Annotated in this window: 13 protein-coding genes; 3 read left to right on the top strand and 10 right to left on the bottom strand. The window is 71.2% G+C overall.

Annotated features, from left to right (window positions below; all coding sequences use genetic code 11):
- Positions 1-158: 158 nt before the first annotated feature.
- The gene (locus ASE15_RS16435; protein WP_235534499.1) at positions 159-1,892 is read right to left on the bottom strand and encodes a M20/M25/M40 family metallo-hydrolase; all 1,734 of its coding nucleotides are present in this window, start codon (positions 1,890-1,892) and stop codon (positions 159-161) included.
- Between the two features lie 249 nt (positions 1,893-2,141).
- Between ASE15_RS16435 and ASE15_RS16430 the strand changes: the two genes are divergently transcribed.
- On the top strand, positions 2,142-2,879 hold the full coding sequence (locus ASE15_RS16430; protein WP_056652954.1) for an MIP/aquaporin family protein: 738 nt from the start codon (positions 2,142-2,144) through the stop codon (positions 2,877-2,879).
- Positions 2,880-3,179: 300 nt separating this feature from the next.
- Here the strand turns inward: ASE15_RS16430 and ASE15_RS16425 are convergent, their stop codons facing one another.
- The 3 genes from ASE15_RS16425 to ASE15_RS16415 form a co-directional block, all read right to left on the bottom strand.
- Positions 3,180-3,911: a TetR/AcrR family transcriptional regulator gene (locus tag ASE15_RS16425; protein WP_235534497.1), complete on the bottom strand. Its 732-nt coding sequence runs from the start codon at positions 3,909-3,911 to the stop codon at positions 3,180-3,182.
- Between the two features lie 22 nt (positions 3,912-3,933).
- Positions 3,934-6,264 (bottom strand): YhgE/Pip domain-containing protein, encoded by a 2,331-nt coding sequence (locus tag ASE15_RS16420; RefSeq protein ID WP_056764482.1) that lies wholly within the window; start codon positions 6,262-6,264, stop codon positions 3,934-3,936.
- Positions 6,265-6,355: 91 nt separating this feature from the next.
- Positions 6,356-7,309: an ATP-binding cassette domain-containing protein gene (locus ASE15_RS16415; protein ID WP_235534495.1), complete on the bottom strand. Its 954-nt coding sequence runs from the start codon at positions 7,307-7,309 to the stop codon at positions 6,356-6,358.
- A 298-nt stretch (positions 7,310-7,607) separates the two neighbouring features.
- Here ASE15_RS16415 and ASE15_RS16410 point away from each other — a divergent pair, with 298 nt between their 5' ends.
- Together ASE15_RS16410 and ASE15_RS16405 are read left to right on the top strand one after the other, a co-directional pair.
- Positions 7,608-8,960: an NAD(P)/FAD-dependent oxidoreductase gene (locus tag ASE15_RS16410; RefSeq protein ID WP_056764480.1), complete on the top strand. Its 1,353-nt coding sequence runs from the start codon at positions 7,608-7,610 to the stop codon at positions 8,958-8,960.
- Positions 8,961-9,100: 140 nt separating this feature from the next.
- Positions 9,101-10,048, top strand: a complete 948-nt coding sequence (locus ASE15_RS16405) for a lysylphosphatidylglycerol synthase transmembrane domain-containing protein (RefSeq protein WP_056764478.1) — start codon at positions 9,101-9,103, stop codon at positions 10,046-10,048.
- 74 nt (positions 10,049-10,122) lie between these two features.
- Here ASE15_RS16405 and ASE15_RS16400 read toward each other — a convergent pair whose 3' ends face one another.
- The 6 genes from ASE15_RS16400 to ASE15_RS16375 form a co-directional block, all read right to left on the bottom strand.
- Complete coding sequence (locus ASE15_RS16400; RefSeq protein WP_056764476.1) at positions 10,123-12,246, bottom strand: MMPL family transporter; 2,124 nt, start codon at positions 12,244-12,246, stop codon at positions 10,123-10,125.
- Positions 12,247-12,324: 78 nt separating this feature from the next.
- On the bottom strand, positions 12,325-13,809 hold the full coding sequence (locus tag ASE15_RS16395; RefSeq protein WP_082618519.1) for an amino acid permease: 1,485 nt from the start codon (positions 13,807-13,809) through the stop codon (positions 12,325-12,327).
- A 131-nt stretch (positions 13,810-13,940) separates the two neighbouring features.
- Positions 13,941-16,817: a hypothetical protein gene (locus tag ASE15_RS16390; protein WP_157277259.1), complete on the bottom strand. Its 2,877-nt coding sequence runs from the start codon at positions 16,815-16,817 to the stop codon at positions 13,941-13,943.
- Positions 16,814-20,161 (bottom strand): tubulin-like doman-containing protein, encoded by a 3,348-nt coding sequence (locus tag ASE15_RS16385; protein WP_056764472.1) that lies wholly within the window; start codon positions 20,159-20,161, stop codon positions 16,814-16,816. The genes ASE15_RS16390 and ASE15_RS16385 overlap by 4 nt, the downstream gene beginning before the upstream one ends.
- Positions 20,162-20,178: 17 nt before the next feature.
- Positions 20,179-22,962: a hypothetical protein gene (locus ASE15_RS16380; protein ID WP_157277258.1), complete on the bottom strand. Its 2,784-nt coding sequence runs from the start codon at positions 22,960-22,962 to the stop codon at positions 20,179-20,181.
- Positions 22,959-23,297 carry a hypothetical protein gene (locus tag ASE15_RS16375; RefSeq protein ID WP_157277257.1) on the bottom strand — a complete coding sequence of 113 codons (339 nt, stop codon included), beginning with the start codon at positions 23,295-23,297 and terminating at the stop codon, positions 22,959-22,961. Before ASE15_RS16375 ends, ASE15_RS16380 begins: the two co-directional genes overlap by 4 nt.
- Positions 23,298-23,618 lie beyond the last annotated feature (321 nt).

The raw sequence follows: 23,618 nt of genomic DNA, 5'->3' as shown, positions 1-23,618 counted from the left end.
CGTCGAGGTAGAGGGCCGGGACCCTCTATCTCGACGGCGACCCTCTATCTCGACGGCGACCCTCTATCTCGACGGCGACCCTCTACCTCGACGGCGACCCTCTATCTCGAGGACCGCCTCGTGGGCCCAATCTCGTGGCCCGCGGTCTCACGACCAGGTCAGCAGGTGAGCGCCGCGTAGTCGACCGTGTAGGTCTCCTGCGAGCCCGCGTCGTCCCACGCCCTGACGGTCACGCTGCCTGCCGGGAGCGAGCCGGACCGGGCGCTGAACGACTGGTGCACGTTCTTGTCCGGGTTGACGTGGTTGAACGTCTTGGTGCCGAACGGCGTCGAGAAGAGCACGTCGAGCGGCCGGTCCTCACCGTTGGTCGCGACGACCGAGAGCGTGGCGACCTTGCCCGTGCAGCGCGCGGTCGCCGTGAGCCCCGTGAGCTCGGGGTCGACGGGCGAGACCACACCGTTGATCGCCGACGTGTCGGCCGCGAGCGACGCCGTGGCGTGCGCGATGGCCTTGGCGTTGATGTCGAGCGCGACGGGGTCGATGTTCTCGATGTCGTCGTTCACCGAGTGGTAGTTCGGGTCCTGCCAGATCCCCGCGGTGCCGCCGAACAGCGCGACCTCCGCGTCGGTCTTGATGTCGTCGGCCCCCGTGAACAGGCCCGAGGCCGGGACGCCGTTCGCGATGAACGCCTGGTAGTCCGAGCGGCCCGAGAACTCCGAGTCGACCCAGGCCTGACCGATCGAGTCGAAGTAGTCCGTGAACACGTCCTCGGTCTCGGGCGAGCCCGGCGGGACCTCGACCGGCGCCGGGTAGGTGGACTCGTCGGCGTCGTAGACCCCGATCACGTAGTTCGGCGAGCCGACCATGTCGAAGTTCAGGTACGTCGCGATCTGGTCGAGCGTCGTCGGGTCGTTCGCGACCAGGTCGTCGACGTAGTGCGTCGATCCGACCAGGCCCACCTCCTCGGCGCCCCACCAGGCGAAGCGCACCTGGTTGTCGAGCGGGCCGCCGTGCTCGGCGAGCTGGACCGCGGTCTCGAGGATCGCCGCGGAGCCGGACCCGTTGTCGTTGATGCCCGGCCCCTCGGGCACGCCGTCGAGGTGCGCACCGAGCATGACGACGTTGTCAGCCCGGCCCGTGCTCGTCTCGGCGAGGATGTTGAAGGTCGTGTGCGAGACGATCGACGTCTGGAGCACGTAGGTCGCGTCGGCCGGGCCGCCCGCGAGCGCCGCGAGGATGGCCTGACCCGCGGCCTGCGGGATGCCGACCGCGGGTACCCAGTCGTCGCTGGGTGCACCGAGCGTCGGGTTGAGGGCGCCGATCGTGTTGTTGTAGATGATGACGGCCGAGGCACCGGCCTCGGCGGCGAGCTGGACCTTGAGGCCGAACGCGCACGTGCCGCGGCTGATCAGAGCGACGCCGCCCGTGGCCTGGACCCCGGCCCAGTCCTCGGCCGTGCAGCCGTGCTTGAGGGCGTCGACAGGCTGGACGAGCGGGCCCGTCACGCCTCCTGCGGGGGTGTCGGGGGCGAACTCGGCGGGGTAGACGTCCTCGGTGACGGCGACCCCTGCTGCCGTGAGCGAGAGCTCGTCGACGTTCAGGTCCTCGAACGTGAAGTACTGGCGCTCGGGCGTGTACCCGGCGTCGGTCAGGACCTGCTCGACGTACGCGGCGCTGGCCTCGTAGCCGGGGGTCTCGATGGCGCGGTTGCCGCCGTTGGCGTCCGCGATGGCCTGGAACTGCTCGAGGTGCTGCATGACGGCCGCGCCCGAGACGTGGTCCTCGAGCGGGGCGGGCGGGGCAGGCGGGGCTGCCGCTGCCGGTGGGACGAACACCGCGGCGAGCCCCAGGCTCAGCGCGGCGACGGACGGGACGATCGGACGTGTTCTCACACTCGTTCTCCTCCACTGGTCCCCCACGCAGGCGACCGCACACTCGGCGCGACGTTGCGGGGAGTTCGGTTGTCGCGAGCGTAAGGGCAGCGGGCAGAACACGACAGAGGAAAGCGGGGACTTAACACGATACTTACCGCATCGTCCCTTTTCAGGTGACTTACGGGGCCTCACCGACCCCGTCGCCAGGCCGCGTCTCGCGGGGTGTCGCGCCGCCCGCCCGGCCCCCGCCCCTGGCAGGGTGTGCGCATGGATCCCGACTACTCCCTGGCCGTGCGCGCCGCGTGCGAGTTCATCGGCACGGCGATTCTCATCATCATCGGCAACGGCACGGTCGCGAACGTGCACCTCAAGGGGTCCAAGGGCTACGGCGGCGGCTGGAGCCTGATCGCGATGGGCTACGGGTTCGGCGTCATGATCCCGGCCCTCATGTTCGGCGGGATCAGCGGGAACCACATCAACCCGGCGTTCACGATCGGGCTCGCGACGTGGGGCATGTTCCCGTGGGCCGACGTGGCGCCGTACGTGGTCGCGCAGATGCTCGGGGCCATGGCGGGGCAGCTCGCGATCGTCGCCACGCACAAGCCGTACTACGACCGCACCGAGAACGTCGACGACGTGCTCGCGACCTTCTCGACCGTCAACGCCGCGCACAGCCGCCTGAACGGGTTCGCGAACGAGCTGCTCGGCTCGGTCATCCTGTTCTCGTGCGCCCTGGCGATCATCAACTCGCCCCTGACGACGACCGAGCCCGGTCTCGCGCACCTCGCGCTCGGCTTCCTGGTGTGGGGGCTCGTCGCGGGGCTCGGCGGGCCGACGGGGCCTGCGCTCAACCCGGCCCGTGACCTCGGGCCGCGCATCGTGCACGCGCTCCTGCCCCTCAAGCACAAGGGCCCCTCCGACTGGGGCTACGCGTGGGTGCCCGTCGTGGCTCCGCTCCTCGCGGGGCTCATCGGGGTGGGCTGCTGGAAGCTCCTGCTCGGCTGAGCAGTGCAGCGGCCCGACGGCGGAGCGTGCGTCCCGCCGTCGGGTCGCCCGAGGCACGCGCGTCCCGCCGTCGCGTCTCGGCCGAGCCGGGCACAGGCCTGGGTCCCGGGCGGACGTGTTTCTGCGCAGCCACCACCATTGTGGTGGCTGCGCAGAAACACGTCCGCCTCCGGGGAGCACCGCATCCCGTCTGTGCAGTGCGCTGCCGACGGCAAGGCACGCACCGCTTGTCGCGCGCCCAGCGCCCGCGGGCGGCGAGTGCGGCCGGCACCACGGCTCAGGCCGGTGGGCCGACGCCCGTCACAGCCCCGCGACCAGCTCCAGCACCGCGGCCAGGACCTCGTCGAACTCGCGCTCAGGCTGGAACACGAGCCACTCGAGGCCCGCGACGAGCGTCGCCCCGAACACCGACGCCGCGAGCAGCGACACGTCGGCCCCCGGTCGTTCCTCGCGCAGCGCGGCCGCGTAGAACTCGATGACGCGTGCGCGGATGTGCCCGACCGTCTCCTGCCACTCGCGCCCGACCCGGAAGACCTCGGCCGCGAGGAGCTTCGCGAAGTCCGGGTGGGCGCGGATCTGCTCGAGCAGGGACGCGATGAGCGCCGCGAGCGCTGCCTTGCCGTGCAGGTCGGCGCGGGCCGACTCGAGCGTGAGGGTCAGCCGTTCGAGCCCGCCCGCGAGCGCGGCCTCGAACACGTCGGACTTGGACCCGAAGTTGTAGTAGACGCTGCCCTTGGCCACGCCCGCCGCGGACGCGATGTCCTCGACGGACGTGGCCGTGAAGCCCTGGTCGGCGATGAGGCTCACGGCCGCGTCGATGATCTGCTGCCGGGTCCCGGCGCGGCGGGCCGCGAAGGCCTGCTCGCGCCGGGTCCCCGTCGGCACGTCGGGCCCAGCGGCCCCAGCGGCCGCAGCGGCCCCAGCGGGCGCGCCGGAGCCAGCGGCCCCAGCGGAGCCAGCGGGCGCGCCGGGCTCGAGGGGCCCGACGGCGTCGCGTCCGTCCGCCGTCGGGTCCGCCTCGGTCGTCGTCATCGTTCGTCCAACCTCTTCGTCGTCAGATCTCGAGCGCCGGGTGCAGGCGGTCGAGGGTCCAGGTGCGCATGCGTCCCGCCCGCCAGGCGCTGATCGCCAGCGACGCTAGCAGCAGCACGCCGAGGTAGACCACCGCGAACCAGAGCCGTCCGTCGACCCCGCCCGTGATCGTCTGGCGCAGGCCGTCGACCGCGTAGCTCATGGGCAGCAGCGGGTGGATGGCCTGGAAGAACGCAGGCGTGGTCTGCACGGGGTAGGTGCCGCCCGAGGACGCGAGCTGGAGCATGAGCAGCGCCAGGATCGCGACCTTGCCCGCGGCCGGGCCGAGCAGCGCCATGAGGGCCTGCTGGAGCGCGAGGAACGTCGCGGCGACGAGCGTCGTGAACGCGAGCGTCCCGAGCGCGTGGGTCATGTCGAGGCCCACGCCCCAGTGGATGACCGCAAGCATCACGGCGACCTGCGCGAACCCGATGCACAGCGCGGGCAGGAACCCGGCGAGCGTGGTGCGCAGCCCCGACGCGGGCGTCGCGAGGGCCCGTGAGGGCAGCGGACGCATGAGCAGCCACGTGATGAGCGCGCCCACGAACAGGGCGAGCGGGATGAAGAACGGCGCGAAGCCCTCGCCGAAGCCCTCGGCCTCGGCCAGGTCGGTGTCCGCGACGGTCACGGGGGCCGCGATGACCTCGGCGCGCTGCTCGCGCAGGGCCGTGCCGTCGTCGGGGATCGCCTCGGAGCCCTCGGCGAGCTTGTCGGTCAGGGTCTGCGCGCCCTCGGTGAGCTGGGCCCCGCCGTCGGCGACCTGCGTGGCCCCGTCGGCCAGGGTGCGGGTGCCCTCGGCGAGCGCCCCCGCCCCGGTCGCGGCCGACTGCGCGCCCGTCGCGAGCTGCTGGGCACCCGAGTAGAGGGACGAGGTCCCGGCCGCGAGCGTGCCCGCGCCCGACGCGAGCGACGCGTTCCCGGCCGCGAGGTCGGAGGCCCCGCCGCGCAGGGTCGAGAGGCCGCTGCTCAGGTTCGCGGCACCGGCGGCCACGCCGTCGACGCCGTCACGGACCGTCTGCGTGCCCGCGCCCGGGTGGAGCTGGGCGTCGATCTGCGCGGCCCCGGCCGAGGCGGCCTTGATGCCCGACGAGAGGGCGGGCAGCCCCGCGGCGACCTGCTGCGAGCCGTCGGCGAGGGTCTGGAGGCCGGCCGCGCTCTGCGCGAGCTCGGCGTCCGAGGGGAGCTGGCCCAGAGCCTGCTTGTTCGCGGCCGCGAGCGCCTGGGCCTGGGGGTCGGTCGAGGCGCCGAGCGCCGCGGCGTTCTGCTGGAGCAGCGCGCGGAGCGTCGGGACGCTCCCCGCGAGCGAGGTGACCTGCCCCTGGACCTGCGTGACGCCGTCGGACACCTGCTGGGCGCCCGCGGCGGCCTTGTCCGCCCCGGCCACGAGGCCGGTCGGGGCCGTGAAGCCCGTGGCGAGCTGGTGCGCGCCGTCGGCGAGCTGGACCATGCCCGACTGGGTCGTGGCCGCACCGGCCGCGAGGGCCGAGGCCCCGTCGGCCGCGGACGAGGCGCCCGCAGCGAGCTTCGAGGCGCCCGCGCTCGCGGAGGACGCGCCCTGGGACAGCGCGCCCGCCCCGTTCGCGAGCTTGCCCGCGCCGGTCACGGCGCTGCCCGCGCCGTCGGCGAGCTGGTCGATCCCGGACGCGAGCGTGCCTGCGCCGTCGGCGGCGGACGAGGCGCCGTCGGCGACCTGCGTCGCACCGTCCGTCAGCTGACCGCTCGCGGTCGTGAGCGTGAGCGAGCCGTCGGAGGCCTGTGCGAACCCGTCGCGCGCGCTGCCGAGGCCCACGAGGACCTTGTCGACGGCCTGCGCGCCGATCTCCTCGCGCACCGCGCCCTGGACCTGCGTCATGGCGCTGCGCCCCAGGGTCGTGGCGAGGAACGAGTTCGCGTCGTTGTACGTGACCATGAGCTGCGCGGCCTGCGGGTCGTCGCCCGCGGCGCTCGCGATGCCCTCGGAGAAGCCCTCGGGGATGGTCAGCGCGAAGTAGTAGGTGCCGTCCTTGACGCCCTTCTCGGCCGTCGCGGCGTCGACCTGGGCCCACTCGAGGTCGCCCGAGTCGACGAGCGTGGTCGCGACCTCGTCGCCCGCGTTCAGCGTCTCGTCGCCGTCGTCCGAGGCGATCGTGGTGCCGGTGTCCGCGTTGACGATCGCGACGGGCAGCTTGTCGAGGTTGCCGGTCGGGTCCCAGAAGGCCCACAGGTACATGGCCCCGTAGAGCAGGGGCACGAAGATCATCGCGCCCACGGCGAGCTTGGGCAGGAGGCCGCGGCGGAACCGCCGCAGCTCCGTACCGGTGGAGGTCCAAGACATCACGAGAGGTGTTTTCCGTTCTGTACGTGCGAAGGATGAGGCCCGACGGCGGAGCGTGGGCGGGGCGACGAGCGTCGCCCGGGTGGTGGGGTCAGGCCGCGACGAGCTGCGGGCCGGTCGTGAGCCGCACGACGTGCGGGGCACGGCCCCAGTGCATCGCGTCGACCTCGCCGGCGGAGGCGACCGAGCCGACGACAGTCACGCCCGTGGTCGCGATCGCCTCGAGGCGCTCCCAGACGATCTGGCGGCGGGCCGAGTCGTGGACCTGGTCGAGGTCGTCGACCACGAGCAGCTCGGGGCCTTGGGCCATGGCGATCGCGATGCGCAGGAGCATCGCGTCGACCTCGTCGAGGTCCCAGACCATCGAGTCGAGCGCGGGCAGCTCGCGCGGGCCGAACACGGGACGGGCCACGCGCTCGTAGACCTCCTGGGTGACCTTGGGCGTGCGGCGGTACCAGGGCGCGAGCCAGGTGAGGCGTTCGCGCACCGAGTCGCCGACCGTGACCGCGTCGTCGAGCTCGTCGATCCCGTGGAAGCCGGCGATCGCCGCGCGACGCTGGACCGCGGTGCGGCGCGCACGACGGCCCGTGAGGCTCTCGCCGAGCACGACGAGCCAGCCGTCCGGGGTGTGGTCGGGTGCCATGCGGCCCGCGAGGGTCAGGAGCAGGCTCGAGCGGCCCGCGCCCTGCGGGCCCTGGAGGACCACGACCTCGCCGGCCGGGACCTCGAGGTCGACCGGCCCGTAGACCAGGCCGCGCGGGCCGTGGAGCTGGAGGTCGTAGGCGCTGATCGCGTGCGGGGCCGCGGCGGGGAGCGGGGTGCCGTCGGCGGGCTCGAGGGTCTCGGCGATCTCGCCGCCGAGCGGGCCGCGCAGCGTCATGTCGTCGGCGATGTCCGCGGCGGCGAGCCGGCCCTGCGGGAGGTGCGCGGCGCCGTCGGGCACCTGGTGGTTCGTGGTGCCGGGGGCGCCGGCGGGCGTGGTCACGGTGGCCTGCACGAGGTACGTGGCCTCGTCGCTGCCGTGTCGGGCGACGGGCTGGTTCATGGGGGTTCCTCCGAAAGTTCCAGTCCGGCCACTCTTTTAGACTGACCGGTCAGTTCGAAGTTACGCGCCGAGAGGCCGGGTTGTCCACACGACGTCAGATAGAACGGCCCGTGATCCGCATCACGGGAGCCGCCCGGACCCGCGGCCCGGCCGCTGGTGACACCTCTGTCGCCCCCGCCCCGCTCCCCCGCGCAGCGCGCGGCACCGTGGCAGCGGGCCCCCGCCCGGCATACGCTCGTGCCCCGGACCACCCGGCACATCGTCGTGTCGCACCACGAGACGTATCGAGAGGCACACAGTGAACGACGGCACCGCCGCGCAGCCCGCACCCACCGGGGCGCACGACGCGCTCCCCCACGTCGTCGTCGTGGGCGGCGGGTTCGCCGGCCTCGCGACCGTCAAGGCGCTCGCCGGCGCCCCGGTGCGCATCACGCTGATCGACCGCCGCGTCTACAACACGTTCCAGCCGCTGCTCTACCAGGTGGCCACGGGCGGCCTGAACCCGGGCGACGTCACGTACTTCCTGCGCGCGCTGCGCCTCAAGCAGCCCAACGTGCGTGTCGTGCACGAGCACCTCGTGGGGCTCGACCCGCAGCACAAGACCCTCCGGCTCCTCAACGACGAGGAGATCCGGTACGACTACCTCGTCCTCGCCAACGGCGTCACGACCAACTTCTTCGGCACGCCCGGCGCCAAGGAGCACGCGTTCGCCATGTACTCGCGCTCGCAGGCGCTCAAGATCCGCGACACCCTGTTCGTGCGGCTCGAGAAGTCCGCGGCCACCCCGGAGACCGACGACGGGCTCCGCGTGGTCGTCGTGGGCGGCGGGTCGACGGGGGTCGAGGTCGCGGGAGCGCTCGCCGAGCTGCGCACGCAGGGCCTCGCCCCGGCGTACCCGGAGATCCACGGCGACGCGTTCAGCGTCAAGATCGTCCAGCGCGGCACCGAGCTCATCAAGCCGTTCCCCGCCAAGCTCCGCACCTACGCGGCGCGCGAGCTCCAGCGTCGCGGTGTCGACCTGCACCTGGGTGCGGGCGTCGCGAAGGTCCTGCCCGACGGCGTCGAGCTCACCGACGGCACCTTCATCCGCTCGGACCTCACGGTCTGGGCCGCGGGCGTGGCCCCGCACGACGAGGTCTCGCGCTGGAACCTCCCGCTGGGCGACGGCGGGCGCATCCGCGTGGGCGACGACCTGCAGGTCGAGGGCTGGCCGGACCACTTCGCGGCCGGCGACATCGCGATCTCGCCCGCGGGCCTGCCGCAGCTCGCCCAACCCGCGATCCAGTCGGGCAAGGTCGCGGGGCGCAACATCCGCGCGCTCGTCCAGGGACGCCCGACGACGTCGCTCACCTACCTCGACAAGGGCACCATGGCCGTCATCGGACGGCGCGCGGCCGTCGCGGACATCGCCGGGAAGCTGCGGCTGACCCGCGGCAGCGCGTGGCTGGCGTGGCTGTTCGTGCACATCATGAGCCTGATCGGGCCCCGCAACCGCCTCACGACGCTCGCCGGGCTCGTGACGCGCTACGGCTTCCCGTTCCACCGCCGCCCGGTGCCGATCGTGGGCGACGTCCCCACGATCCGACCGCCCAAGGGCTGGGTGCCCGCGGACGGTCCGTCGCCGCTGCCCGAGGTCACGCCGAACGACTGAGCGTCGCGCCTCCCCCGCCGGTAGGGTCGCGGGACAGTCCCCGTCCCGGCAAGGAGTCCCCCATCTCGCAGGACCACGCCCCCGAGCCCCAGGCCGCGGCGCCCACGTCGCCGCAGGCGTCCGGGGACAGTGCCCCGAAGGTGGTCCGGTCGCCCCGGAGCCACGCCCTGCGCGTGCTCGTGTGGTTCGTGCTCATCGGTGGGCTCACCTACGTGGTCATCCCGGAGATCAGCGAGATCCCCCGCATGGGCAAGGCGCTGCGCGACGCGCAGCCCGCCTGGGCGATCCTGGCCGTGCTCTTCGCCGCGACGGGGTTCTTCGCGGCCGCGGCCTCGCTCGCCGCGTGCTCCCCGATGCACCTGCCGTTCCTGCGGACCACCCGGGTCCAGCTCGCGAACGCGTTCGCGGGCACCGCGACCCCGGCGAGCGTCGGGTCGCTCGCGCTCAACGTCCGCTACCTGTCGAAGTCGGGCATGAGCACCGCGCTCGCGACCGGCACGGTCGCGCTCCAGAGCATCGTGCAGGTCCTCACGCACCTGGTGCTCCTGAGCATCCTGGCACTCGTCGCGGGGCGCAGCATCGACCACCACATGCCGAGCTGGGCCAGGTGGGCGCTGCTCGCGGCGGTCGTCGCGGTCGTCGTCACGGTCGTCACGGTGCTCGTGGTGCCGCGGTTCCGGCACGCGGTCCGCACGTACGCCCGCGACGACGTGCTGCCCGCGTTCCGTCAGCTCGGCGGGCTCGCGAAGGACCCGCGGCGGCTCGGCCTCTCGATCCTGGGTGCGATGGGCACCACGCTGTCCTCGGCCGCGACCCTGTGGGCCTGCCTCCTCGCGCTCGGCGGCGGCAACGACCCGATCGCCGCGGCCTTCTCCACCATGGTCGGGCAGACGCTCGCGTCGGCGGCCCCGACGCCGGGCGGCGTGGGCGTGGTCGAGGCCGCGCTCACGGGCGGGCTCGTGAGCTTCGGGATCGCGTCCGCGATCGCCCTGCCGGCGGTCCTGCTCTACCGCCTGATCTCGTGCTGGATCCCGGTCCTGATCGGCTGGGTCACGCTGCGCCTGCTGCAGCGGGAGGACGTGGTCTGACGCGACCCGCCCGACGGCGCCACGCCCCCGGGAGGTGCGCTCCGCCGTCGGGCGTGGGTCGTCCTGGCGGGCCGCTACTCGCGGACCGGTGCGCCCGACGGGAGCGCGGACGCTTCCTCGACCGGCACGTCCTCCTTGCGGCCCAGGGCGCTCGGCCACCACATGTGCCGCCCCACGTCGAGGTTCAGCGCCGTGACGAGCACCGAGCGGACCACGAGCGTGTCGAGCAGGACGCCGAACGCGACCGCGAACCCGATCTCCGCGAACGCGACCACGGGCAGCGTGCCCAGCACCGCGAACGTCCCCGCGAGCACCAGCCCGGCCGACGTGATGACCGCGCCCGTCGCGGCCAGCCCGATCAGCGCGCCGCGCCGCGTCCCGACGCGCAGCGACTCCTCGCGCACCCGGGTCATGAGGAAGATGTTGTAGTCGATCCCGAGCGCGACGAGGAACACGAACACGAACAGCGGGAGCGAGGTGTCGGCGCCCTCGAACCCGAACACGTACGTGAACACGAGCGCGCTCACCCCCAGGGCCGCGGTGAACGACAGCACGACCGTCGCGACGAGGATGAGCGGCGCCGTGATCGCGCGCAGGAGCAGCGCGAGGATGACCAGGACCGTCAGCAGGATGATCGGGATGATGAGCTGGTTGTCCGCGGCCGAGGCACGCTGGACGTCGAGCGTGATCGCGCTCGCCCCGCCCACCAGGGCGTCGGCGTCCGGGACCGCATGGACCGCGTCCCGGACCCGGTCGACCGTGTCGTAGGCCGCCTGCGAGTCCGGCTCGGACGTGAGCGTGCCCTCCATGTACGCGTAGCCGCCCGCGGACACGGGCTCGGTCACGGTCGACGCGTCGATCCCCTCGGTGCTCGCGAACGCGTCGTGCACCGCGGCCACCGCGTCGGGCGACGAGTCGTCCGCGACGACGACCACGGGCGAGCCCGAGCCGGCCGGGAAGTGCTCGGAGAGGACCTGCTCGCCCACGATCGAGGGCTGCTCGCCCCGGAACGACTCGGCGCTCGACAGCCCGTTGGCGTCGAGCTGCGTGATGCCCAGTCCCAGCACGGCCAGGACGATCGACGTCACGACCCACACGCGCCGGGGCCGGTGGGAGATGCGTGTCCCGAGCCGCGCCCAGACGCCGTGCTCGGTGGGCTCGTCGTCGCCCAGGTGCGGCACGCGCGGCCAGAACACCCACCGGCCCGTCGCGACCAGCAGCGCAGGCAGCAGCGTCAGCATGACCAGCAGCGCGACCACGATCCCGACCGCCGCGACGGGCCCCAGCCCGGCCGTCGAGCTCATCTGCGCGAACAGCAGGCACAGCATGCCGATCGCGACCGTCGCACCGCTCGCGACGATCGCCGGGCCCGCACGGTGCAGCGCGAGCGCCATGGCCTCGTGCCGGTCCTCGTGGCGACGGAGCTCTTCCCGGTAGCGCGCGACGAGGAGCAGGGCGTAGTCCGTCCCCGCCCCGAAGACCAGGACCGTGAGGATGCCCGCGCTCTGGGCGTTCACGGTCAGGCCCGTCGTGTCCGCCAGCACGTAGATCACGGCCTGCGACACGGTCAGCGCGACGCCCGCCGAGACCACGGGCAGGAGCCACAGCGTGGGGCTGCGGTAGGTCAGCAGCAGGATCACGATCACGACCCCGGCGGCCGCGTAGAGCAGCGTCGAGTCGATGCCCTCGAACGCCACGGACGAGTCCGCGGCCGCGCCCGCCGGACCGGTCACGTAGACGTCCATGCCGTTCGCGCCGTCCTCGGCGGTCGCGCGCAGGTCCGCGACCGCGTCGGCCGCGAGGTTCCAGCCCTCGCTGCCCAGGTCGAGGGGGACGACCACCTGGGCGGCCTGCCCGTCCTCGGACGGGATCGGCCCGACGACGTCCCCGTCCAACGTGTCGAGCTCACCGAAGGTCGCGACGTCCTGGGAGACCGCCGCGAGGTCCTCGGGGGTCAGGCCCGACTCGCGCACGTAGACCAGGACCGCCGGGATCGTGTTGGGCGAGGTGAAGCTGCTCGCGACGTCGAGCACCTGGGTCGACTCGGCGTCGGCCGGGAGCCAGGACTTGGCGTCGTTGTCCTGCGCGCCCGTGAGCTTGCCGGCCAGCGGCGCGGTCAGGGCCAGGACGACCGCCCAGAAGGCGATGACGACCCACTTGGCGTAGCGGTGCGTGATCCAGCCGGCGATGCGAGACATGGGTTCTCCCCCGAGACTCCCGGTGCTCCCTGGCGCGAGATTCCAGCGCACACCCACGAGGGGGTGGGTGTCAACGGGTCAGGACCCGACGGAGGCCCGCTCGGTCCGCTTCCGGAGCCACGACCGCACCCCGTACACCGCGACGATCACGCCCACGAGCACCACGGTCGACACGAGCTGGACGCGCGCGGCGTCGTCGAACAGCATGAGCACGATCAGCCCCGCGAGCCCGGCCAGGGTCGCCCACGTGAGCCACGGGTACGCCCACATGCGCAGCGTCATCCTGTCCGCGCCGCCCGCAGCGGCCTCGAGGCGGCGTCGCAGCCGGAGCTGGGACACCGCGATGAACACCCAGATCACGAGCAGCGCCGAGCCCACCGCGTTGAGCAGGATGCCCAGGACCTCGCCCGGCAGCAGCCAGTTGAGCCCCACGGACACGAGCCCGAAGAACACCGAGAGCAGCACCGCGACCCACGGGACGCCGGTCGGCGAGACCTTGGTCAGCGCCGGGTGGCCGTCTCCGCGGCCCGCGAGCGAGAACGCCATGCGCGACGTGCCGTAGACGTTGGCGTTGAACGCCGACAGCAGGGCCACGACGACCACGGCCTCCATGAGCCGCGCCGCGCTCGGCAGCCCCGCGAGGTCGAGCACCGCGACGAACGGGCCGCTCAGCAGCTCGGGCGCGTCCCACGGCAGCACGAGCGCCATGATCGCGACCGCACCGACGTAGAAGAACAGGATGCGCCACACGATCGAGCGGGTCGCGGTCACGATCGCCTTCTGCGGGTCGCGCGCCTCGGCCGCCGCGATCGTCACGATCTCGATCCCGCCGAACGCGAACACCACGACCAGCAGCCCGGCCGCGATGCCCGGCAGCCCGTGGGGTGCGAAGCCCGCGAGCGAGGCGGGGTCGCCGAAGATGTTGGTCGTGCCCACCGGGTCGGTGCCCGGCAGCCAGCCCAGCACGAGCAGGACGCCGATCACCAGGAACGCGACGATCGCCGCGACCTTGATGAACGCGAACCAGAACTCGAACTCGCCGAAGTGCTTGACGCCCCACAGGTTCACGACCGCGAACACCGCGACGAACACGAGCGCGACGACCCACTGCGGCACGCCCGGGACCCACCCCGAGACGATCTGCGAGGCCCCCGTGATCTCCGCGCCGAGCACCATGATGAGCGTGAACCAGTACAGCCAGCCGAGCGTGAAGCCCGCCCAGCGGCCCAGCGCGGTCTCGGCGTAGACGGAGAACGACCCGCTCGACGGCACGGCCGCAGCCATCTCCGCGAGCATCCGCATCACGAGGATCACGAGCAGGCCCGCGACCGCGTACGAGACCAGGACGGCCGGTCCGGCCGTCGCGATCCCGACGCCGCTGCCGAGGAACAGCCCCGCTCCGATCGCCGAGCCGAGGCCCATCATCGTCAGGTGCCGGGTGCGCAGGCCGTGCGCCAGCCGCTCGCCCTCGGGGGCGAGGGACGCGGGAGGGTGCGTGGCGCCGTCGGGCAGGGAGGAGGACGAGCCGTCAGGGGTGCCCGACGGCGAAGGTGCGTTGGTCATGGGGGTGCGGTCGTTCCGTGGTCGAGGAAGGACGCCGAGACGGCGACGTTCCACGGTACCTGCACTGCACCGGCCGCATCGTCAGCCGTAGGAGGTCCAGGCCGCTCCTGGACCTCCTACCGCAGGCGACGTCAGTGCCAGGTGTCGGCGATCGCGCTGGTGTCGGGCTCCCGCTCGACCGGCGAGACCGCCGGGCCGGAGTCTGGCGACGCCCCCGCACCATGGAACAGGGCCAGGTCCGTCGGGCTTGTTCGCCGGGAGAGGTCGACTCGCAACGCCACGTAGCTCTCGGCGTCACGAACCGTCACGTCCGCCCTCGTCGCTGACCCTGCTGCTCTCGGGACCCAAGCCGTCGAGCGGTTCGTGTAGTGCTTCCGGCCCTGAAGCCCCCTGGGCGAGAACATGTCGGTGACGAACGAGGTGGCCTCGCCGACCGTGGCATGAAAGAACTCGACCTCGGACAGGGTCTCTCCGTCACCGTACTGGCCGACCCGTCGAACACGTCGCGTCGAGAGCTCGAGCGCTCCTTCGTCGACCGCCCCTCGGACCGACGACACAGCGTTGGACGTGAGTCCCTCTGCGGCCCGTCCGTCTGCCCAGAAGTCCTGGAGAAGCCGCCGGGGGCTCAACGGGCTGTCGAGCGTGTCGAGGTCGACGGCGAGATAGCCGGCGTCGTCGTCGATCGTGTGGGTCTCGCGGAACCTCTCGTACGCACGCTCGAAGTTCGTCGTGTTCCACCCCTTGCGGTGCAGCAGCCGGACAGCCTGGACCACGGTGGCGGGAGGAAGCATCTCGTCGAGGTCGAGCGGCTGAGCGACGCCCATCGCGGCAGGCAGCGACTCGATCACCTCGTCCGGCATCTCGGTGAACTCGGTCGACACCGCGCTCCACGGATGATGCAGGACCCAGCCGATGATCTGCGACCAGTCGACGAGCGTGCCGTAGAGCTGACCGAGACGCGCCGACTCGCGACCCGAGAAGACGAACTCCTCCGAGGCCCTCCGTCGGCGGTCGAGCACGCTCGCCACGTCCCACTCGTACTTTCGAGTCGCCTTGTAGAACGCGTGGTTCGCCGTCACGAGGACGACGACCGCGAGCACCACCAGGGCGACGAGAGTGACGCTCCACGCCATGGCGTCCGCGTCGTTCGACAAGAGCAACGCCACCGCGACGAGTGTCGCCACCACCCACGCGAGAAGCGTTCCTCTCCACCAGCGGACGAGGTTCCTCTGCGCAGCGACGAGCTCCTGGTGCGGGGGCGCCTCGAGCGACCCGTCGAAGCGTGCCGCGTCGTGCCGGTCCTGGAGATCGAACATCCTGCGCCCGACGTCGTCCGCGAGCCGCCAGAGGACCGAACGAGACGTCCCCTTGACCCAGGTCGCGAGCGCACGTTGCTCTCCCTGGAGGTCGGCGAGCCGACGCTGCGCCTGCTGACGGGCCTGGAAGCGAACGTCCTTGGGGTCGAGCCCGGTCTGGCGGCTCGTCGTGGCGTCCGACGCTGCGCCTTCCTTCTTCCCGGTGGCAGTGGTCGTCGCATCCGGGGCAGACCGGTCCGCCGCCTGTTCGACCGGGGCGACTGCACGGGCGATCTCGACCTCGGCCTTCGCGACCTCCTCGCGAGCCTGCGAGATCTTCGTTCCCAGCTCTCGGTCGTACGTACGTACCGCGATCGGATCGCCGGCCACGAGGACCTTGCCCGAGGAGACTTCGAAGGCCTGCTGCGGGTCAGGCGCCACGAAGACGGGTGGGAGGAGTTCACGAACCCCTGCGTACTGCGGCTCGGGGATCGTGTCCGGCAGGGCACTGCCGTCCGCAACGGCGAAGGCTACGTCGCGGAGCGCCTTCCACGTCGACGGGTCGGGGATCGAGACAGCCGCGGCCTCTCGCTCGAGCTCCGAGGATCTGACGATCGCGCTCTTGTCCGCCAGCCAGCGCACGGACTCCGCATGGATCTCGGCCGGTGTCTGGGGAGCGAGCCGAACGAGCGTGTCCCCCTGGTGTCCGACGAGCGCTCCTGTCGCCGATTCCTCGAGGCTGGAGCGGCTCGCACCGAACGCCCAACCGGCGACCGTCCCGAAGGTGCGCAGGTTGAATCGCGCGCCGTCGGCGAACGCCTCCGCGAAGCCTTGCACCCTTCGATGCGCAGAGGGCACTTCCAGCGGATCCCCGGAAACCCAGGGTGTCGAGGTCGTGAGGTGACCCACGACGTCCTCGACCAGCCGGTTCGGGTCCGCCGCGGGCCGCCCCCAGGTCACGAATCCCGTCGCGCCGGTGGGGTCCGTCGACGTGGTCTCCAACGCCTTCGCGGCCAGCCGTCGGACCGTGTCGTCCCCGATCACGGCGCGCACCGAGAAGCGCGCCAGGACCAGGTCGTCCTCGAAGGTCGTCGAATCGGTCTCGATCGCTTCGAGCGCACCCTCGGGGATCCCGGGCAGCACAGCCCCCACGGCGGCGAGAGCGGCCGCTGCATGTCCGTCGAAGTTGCCCGGATGGCGCACGTACACGCTCGCGCGGTCGATGTCCGGGCGGTCCTCGGCGGAGACGACCGCATTGACGTCCCACCCGCCGATGACGGCTTGAGGGTCGAGCGAGACAGCGCCGCTGACCGGCACCATGACGTTCGCTCGGTGAAGCCGGGTGTTGCGGGCCTCGGCGTCGTGGTTCGAACGCGGCAAGGAGCGCTGGATCTGGTCAGCGACGATTCGCCCGGCCTCGACGAGCTCGAGGTCGGGCTCGTCGCCCAGCAGGATCAGCTGTCCGACGACGACACGCACCACCTCGAGGCGGCGCCGCCCGACGACCCGGAAGAGGTCGTCGTCGTCGATCCCGTCGGCTGAGACCACCTGCGCGACGACCCGCGGGGGGCCCGAGTCCAGCTGGGTGATCCCGTGGGGGCTGACCCACACGGAGCTGTCGCAGATGCCCTCGGCCGTCCAGGCCGTGACCAGGTCCCGCACCGCTCGTCCGCGCTCGCCGTCACCGACGACGAAGACCGTCAGGTCGCTCATGCCCATCCTTCGATCCCACCGGCGCTCGTCTCGATGTCCTCCACGAACCGTCGCAGGTCACCCAGCGCTGCGATGATCTGGTGCCGCAGGTCGAAGCTCACTGGGAACTCGATCATCTCGGCACGGTTCGCCACCTTGGTGAAGTACGCGTTGTACTGGGTCTCGAGCTGGGAGAACCGAAGCAACGCGTTCTCGCGCCGAGTCTCCTGATCGGCGGACGACGCGGTGACCCCCGGCTTGGTGTTCACACCGTCGAGGATCCAGCGGCGGAGCTCACCGCTGCGCAGGTCGTCGTCGCCGGCCGAACCCGAGGTGCCGCCGAGGTCAGCAAGACGGGTGTACGCCTTGATCGGGTCGAGGGACTCCTTGGTGTTGATGTCGACCAGGGCGAGCACGATCGACTCGAGAATGACCGCGAGCCCTTCGGGCCCGTTCAGCTCGATGTTGCGCAGCGTCGGGCTCGGGAACTCGAAGAGGTTTCCGCCCGTGCCGACCTCAGCGGGCACGAAGATCTTCGCGTCCGTCTCCGTGAGCTCGAGGTGCTGGAGCGTGCCTGCGACGAACCAGCCTCGGATCATCGCGTCGAGGACGTCTGGGGACATCGGGAGGAACTCCGTCAAGGTCCGGGACCTCCGCCAGCGCCAGAACTCCGCTCGGGAGTCTGCAGCCTTGGACTTCTGCGCCCAGTCACTCGCGATCGGGCGCATCAAGCTGTCGAAGACCACCGGCTCGTAGGGTTCACCGAGGTGCGTGAAGATGTCGACGAATCCACCGCGTCCGTCACTGAACGCTTGCGCGACCTGCTCGTTCCACTGGCCGCGCCCCTCGAGCACCCGACGGACGACACCATAGGCCGGCGACTTCTCGGAGATCGGGATCTCGGAGAACGCCGTCTGAGAGAGCGGCTCGTGCTTGTTGTGCACCTGGACGAGGACGGACGAGTTGATGCTCACGAGCGGCGCGGCGGCGTTGAGCGCAGCGACGAGCTGCCCCTCGAACCGACGCAGCCTGCGGTCGTGCTCGGCCGGTGAGACCTCTTCGGGGTTCAGGTGGTCACGAAGCCCCTCGGCCATGTAGCGCCCGACCGCCGTGCCTTCCTTGGTCAGCCAGGCGGACGAGCGCTGCAGCACCTGGTCTGCCTTGGCGTTGATCCGGAAGGTGGCCCGCGACGGGACCGCAGTCACCGAGGAGGTCACGAAGTGGTCCCGTGGGACCCAGTCCTTCGACCGCTCGACCAGCGTCTGCCGCACGCCCTCACCGTCCACCGCACCGAGCAGGATCTGCACCTCGGCCTCCTGGCGCGCTTCGCTGGAGCTCGCGCTGCTCACGGACCTGACGACGAGCTGGTCGAGGATCTTGGGGTAGTCGTCCGTGGGATCCAGGAGGAACTCGTTCGGCGCCGCCTTGAGGCGGATCGGTACCTCGTCGCCCTCTGGCCATCCGGCGATCGCAGCGCGTCGACCGTCGACGACGGAGCTCCGTTCCTGGCTGACCGACTCGGACGAGTACTTGACGGCTGTCACCAGTGGTTCGATGACGTTCTCCACGAGGTCGGGGAGCAGCGAGATCGCCAGCTCACGCACCTCGGCCTCCGCTTGCCAGTGCAGGGTCTGGACGGCACGCTGGACGCCGGAGCGGATCGAGTCGGTCGTGGACATGACGGTCACGCCGTCGGGGTCGTTGAACGCCTTCGCCACCTCGTCCACCATCGAGGCGGCCCATCGACGATGCTGGGTCGCCTCGTTCTGCAGCTCCTCGCGCACCGATGCGAGCTCGGCGACAAGCTTGTGGAAGAGCTGTGCCGTGACCGGGGCGCCGTGCAACGAGACCTGAAGAGCCGCCTGCGAGGTCAGGTGCTCCTGGATGTCACCGACCCAGACGCGTGCACGCGCGTACCGTGCCTCGCGCTGCGCAGAGAGGAACGCTGCCGATCTGTCGTTCACGGTGTGCACGACGATCTGTCGGACTCGCTCAACCTTCTCCCCCTTCGCAGGAATCCCCTCCCGGACACGCGTCTCGATCTCACGTGAGAGCGCGAGAGCGTCCTCTCGCTGGTTCACCGGCCGCAGGGCGTCGATGACGTCGTTCCTGTCCTCACCGCGCTCGTCCAGGTGCGAGTACCGGAGGAAACCGCCGAACAACGTGTCCGAGGTGTCACGGACCAGCTCGGACTCCGTACGGTCGTCGCCCGCGAGCCTCTGCCGCTGGTGGTGGTCAGCGAAGCGCTCGACGGCCGAGCGTGCGAGATGTTCGGAGGCGTAGTCCAGGAAACGGTCCCTGCCGAGCCCCACTCTCGACGAACCCAGCGCCGAGAACGGGGTCTCGGTGCCGGAGATGTGGAGGGGGAGACGGTCGGGTACGGACGAGGCCGACTGCGACCAGTTGCCCTGCAGGTAGCCCGTGATGCGGTCCTGGAGCGCCGGGCTGCCGACCCACGAGGCGAGCGAACGGCCAAGCGCCCGGTAGATGTCGTTCTGCGTCTGGTACGTCACGTCCTTGTTGCGGCTACCCACGAGGAACGGGTATCGAGGGCCGGAACGGCGGGCAGCGCTGACCGTGATGCCGTACCGCTGGAAGAGCTCGTTGGTCGAGTCCGACGGTCCGTTCGAGTTCCAGAACCCACTGAGAATCTCTGCCAGGGCAGCGAGGGAGTTGGGCCGGACACCACGCCGCGCCTCCTCGGGGAGATAGTCGAAGACATCGGGTGCATAGAGCAGCCCGACGATCTCGTCCGCCCACTTCTCGGGAAAGGCGCGCACCGCGTCGCATACGTCAACGACGGCACCCGATCCCGATCCTCCGGCGATCGACGAGACCACGACGACCGTCGGGTCGGGCATCTTGCCCGACGGCTTGCCGCCGAGCACCCGGGTCGCTTCGGCGAGCTCACCGACGACCTCCGCCCCTGAGAGCGATCGCCGTGCCTGCTGAAGGGCCCCGTTGATCCTGTCGAGCCCCGCGATCGTGATGATGCGACCGAGCGTGCGGTACTGCCCGGCCCCCTTGCTCGCCGGGATGTTCACCCTGTTCGGGTCGGGCCTCCACGTCGCGATGCCGTCACGGAGGTGCTCGCCGCCGCTCTGGACGAGGGCGGCATCGATCGTGCGGTAGTCGACGCCGCTGGCCACGAGACCCTGATAGTCCGCATCCGGCAGCTGTTCAGGGAGGTCCGGGTCGTTGCCGTCCGCATGCGTCGGCACGTCGATGTGGATGAACTGCCAGGCCTGTGGCAGTCCCCCCGTCCATCCGGCCTGGGCGAGTCGCCGGACCAGGTCCTCCCGGACGACGCGGAGTGTCTTGCCGCCGGAACCACCGACGCCGATCAGAAGAAAGGGGCGAAGCATGATGTGCCGTCCTTGGGTCAGTCGTTGTCGAAGATGGAAGGTGGGCGACGGTCGTCGCTCGAGAGCTCCGTGCCACCCGGTGGACCAAGAGGTGCTGTGCTCGACCGGTCGGATCGAGCGCCCGGCGGGGGATCAACCTGCCCAGCACTCGAGGAATCGAAGATCGACGGTGGAGCCGCCGTGCGGTCCATCGCCGGGGCAGGAGCAGGGGAACCCGCAGTCCCGGCCGGACTCCTGGCGCCGTCGGCGCGGCCAGGTCGAGCCTCTGCGGCACGCTCCGAACGGGCCGCCCGCGCCGTCACGATCGCCGAGAAGACCTCCGGCCAGGACGGATAGTCCGCCAGTCGCTCCCTCCATGCCGCGCTCGGCTCGGCTAGCCCCCGAGTCCCGTCCACGAGGAGGACCAGGCGGGCGTCGACTGTCGACGCATCAGGACGTCCCGGAGTGACGACCAGATAGAACTGGCGGACGCCGGGGAGGGTGACCGGTGCCCGCGTCGCGTACTCGTCGTCGACGTATCCGTTTCGGCCGTTCGTCACGACGATGTCCCCGCTCGCTCCGCGGACGAAGCACCTCGCGGACGACCAGGGGTTGACCCACGAGAACGAACGGCCGAAGTGCAGTCCAGCGATGTCGAACCGGCCGGTTCGTCCTGCAACGTGGAACCGATGGAAGTCGTCGACGCCCGGCAGGTCCGCCGTCGGCTCGTCACTCCGCACGACACCGCTGTTGCTCACCGTCACCGGGATGCTCGCGGCATGAGGCATGCCACCGAGGGAGTAACGGTCGGAGACCAACCGACTGAGATGTGCCACCAGGTAGGCGATCAGCAGCGCGAGCAGGACGAGCCCGGCAGTGAAGCCCCATCGCTTGCCCTCGTCGACCGGTCGGACCATGGACGACGACACGGCAAGGTCCACCGTGATGTCCTGCGCGGCGTCCACACCCGTCAGGGTGACCGGCAGGACGCCCTGCACGCGACCATCAGCCGGATGTTCCGCACTGAGCGAGACGCCGACGGTCACCGTCTCGCCGGAAGGCACGTCGACGCACGGCTCGTCGGCCGATGCAGTGACGGTTCCCGCGTCCTGCGGCCCCTCGAGTGCCGACGCCCCGAAGCACGCCCGGGTGTCGCCTCGATCGCTCCCCGTCAAGGTGATGGTCCCGGTCGCCGCCTCGTCACCGACCATGGCCGGGAGTACGAGGCTCGTGGGTGTGACGGAGGGGTACGACGGCGGAAGAGCCGTCGGCATCGTGATCGACGTTGTGACGGGCCCCAGCGCGATGTTGCTCGGGACGGTGGTCGCCCTCGCGGTCGCCTCGACCGCGATCTCTGATGCCGCACCCCCTCCGGGGATCGCCACCGATGCGACGAACGTGCCGTCGTCTCGCCCGGAGAGCGGCACGTCGCTCCCGTCCACGAGCAGCGAGACATCGAGCGTTCCGAGCATCGTCGGGTCCACCGGCTCACCGTCACCGTGACGCGGGGTGACCGTCACATCGTGCGTCTCACCGATCACCAAGCCGTCGGGAGCCTGGACGTCGAGAGCGATGCCCCAGAAGTAGTACAGGTCGATCACGGTCGATGTCGCTGGATCGGTCGTCAGACGCCACTGGCCCCCTGCCGACCCGTGGCCGGGAAAGACCACGTCCACCGTGATGAGACCGTCACGAGAGGTGGTGACGACATCCGCTCCAGCAAGCTGTGACGTCCCGGCCGCCAAGGGGACCTGTGACCCGTCCGGTGCGAACAGGGTGGGCGTCTGCGCACCGGTAGCCACCTCGAGGACGGCGCGGAAGCGACCGACACCGATGTCGGTCGCGATGGGCAGCACCCCGTCGACGCAGAGCGCGTCCGGGCAGTTGACCGAGAGTCCCGGAGTCCCGCCCTCGATCAGCGCCCCGGCCCCTGCGAACAGCCTCCGCAGAGCATCGGGTTGATCGGCACGCAGGTAGGCGCCGCCGGTGTCGTGGGCCGACACCGGAACTGTCCCGCACGAGGTCCCACTTCCTCCTGTCCCCTCGGCCACGGCGCGGAGCTGTTCACGGTCCAGCTCCGTGACCGTGCTGCCCGCCCCTTCGGTGAACAGGGCCAGCGCGACGATGGCGATCCCGTCACCACGCAGCACGTCAGCGATTCCTTGCGCAGAGCAGAGCTCGGTCCTGGCGGCCTCGGTGGCCGGTCCGGCGAGCCCGTCCTTGCTGATGTCTCCCAGATCGAGCTTGCCGTCGGTGAACCACAGGACGACCTTGCACGTCTCGCCCCCGAGGGACGATCCACGCGCATCGAGCGAAGCCTGGGCGCCGCGAAGAGCCGCGCGGTAGTCCGTGGTCTTCGCCTTGTTCCGGGAGGGAATCTGCTCGTCGGCGGCACTCGCGAGCTCGTCCCCGTGGGGCCCTGTCACCGGCCCCCAGCCGACCAGCTCGCTGTAGGTCGTCCCGAACACGCCGAGATTGGCCTCGACGCTCATGCGATCCCCCGCCGACGTCTGCAGGCCGGCGAGCGAGTCGAGCGCAGTCAGGATCGCACCAACGCGCAGGTCGTCCGGGTCCGTCTGCTGAAGGCTGCCCGACTCGTCGACCACGACAGCTGCGAGCAGATGGTCCGCACCTGCCGCACAGCTCGCGACATCGGCGAAACCACGAGCGCCCGCGTCGCTGAGGTCCCCGGTGGACGCGACCGCGCCGGGTGCGGTCATCGTCCCGACGAGCAGGGCGGTCGCGAGGAGTGAGACCGTCGCCACGGAGGCGGTCGCGACGCGCCTGCGCCTGACGACCCCGCCGTTGCCGTTCATGCTCATTTGGCCATCTCCGTCGCGATGAAGAACGCTTGGGCAAGCCCGACGACCAGACCCAGGACCAGCAGGGCCGTCACCATGCGGTCCAGCCAGGGGATCGGGCGGAACTCGGTGCTCAGGCGCGCCGTGTTCGCCCCGGCCCGGTAGACACTCGCGAGGGCAGTCGCTGCGAGCGCTCCGAGCGCGTATCCCACGATGGCCGCCACGAGTCGGACCTGACCGTCGTCGACCCGTTGAGCTACGAGCAGCCCGACGGCGGTCAGTACGACGGCCGCCATGGCCAGGGCCGGCCAGCGCGGGGCCTGGGTTCGTGCAGCGGACGGTGCGGAGAAATCCATACCAACCTCCGGGTCGGCTGGCGAGCAGCGAGACCGATGCACGCTCGTTCGAAGCGCGCAGGTGATGCGTGCTTCCGAACTTTATGACCGATCCCACAGTTTCTGCTCGGAAGTACCAACTCCTGGCCGCGACCGTCCCACGCCGAGTTCGTTCATCGCACTGGGCCGAAGAAGGGTTCTGATTGACTCGTTGGAGAGGATCTCTCGGGCAGAATGTCGAGTTCTGGCCCAACTTTCCACTGCATTGGGGAAATGCGCGACCTGGAAGCCGGTCCGAGGGGCACTCGCGAGTTCCCTGCGCCTTCGGACCTTCCCGCGCTT

Source organism: Oerskovia sp. Root22 (assembly GCF_001429135.1).
GTDB lineage: Bacteria > Actinomycetota > Actinomycetes > Actinomycetales > Cellulomonadaceae > Oerskovia > Oerskovia enterophila.
This window is presented reverse-complemented; position numbering and strand designations above follow the sequence as displayed.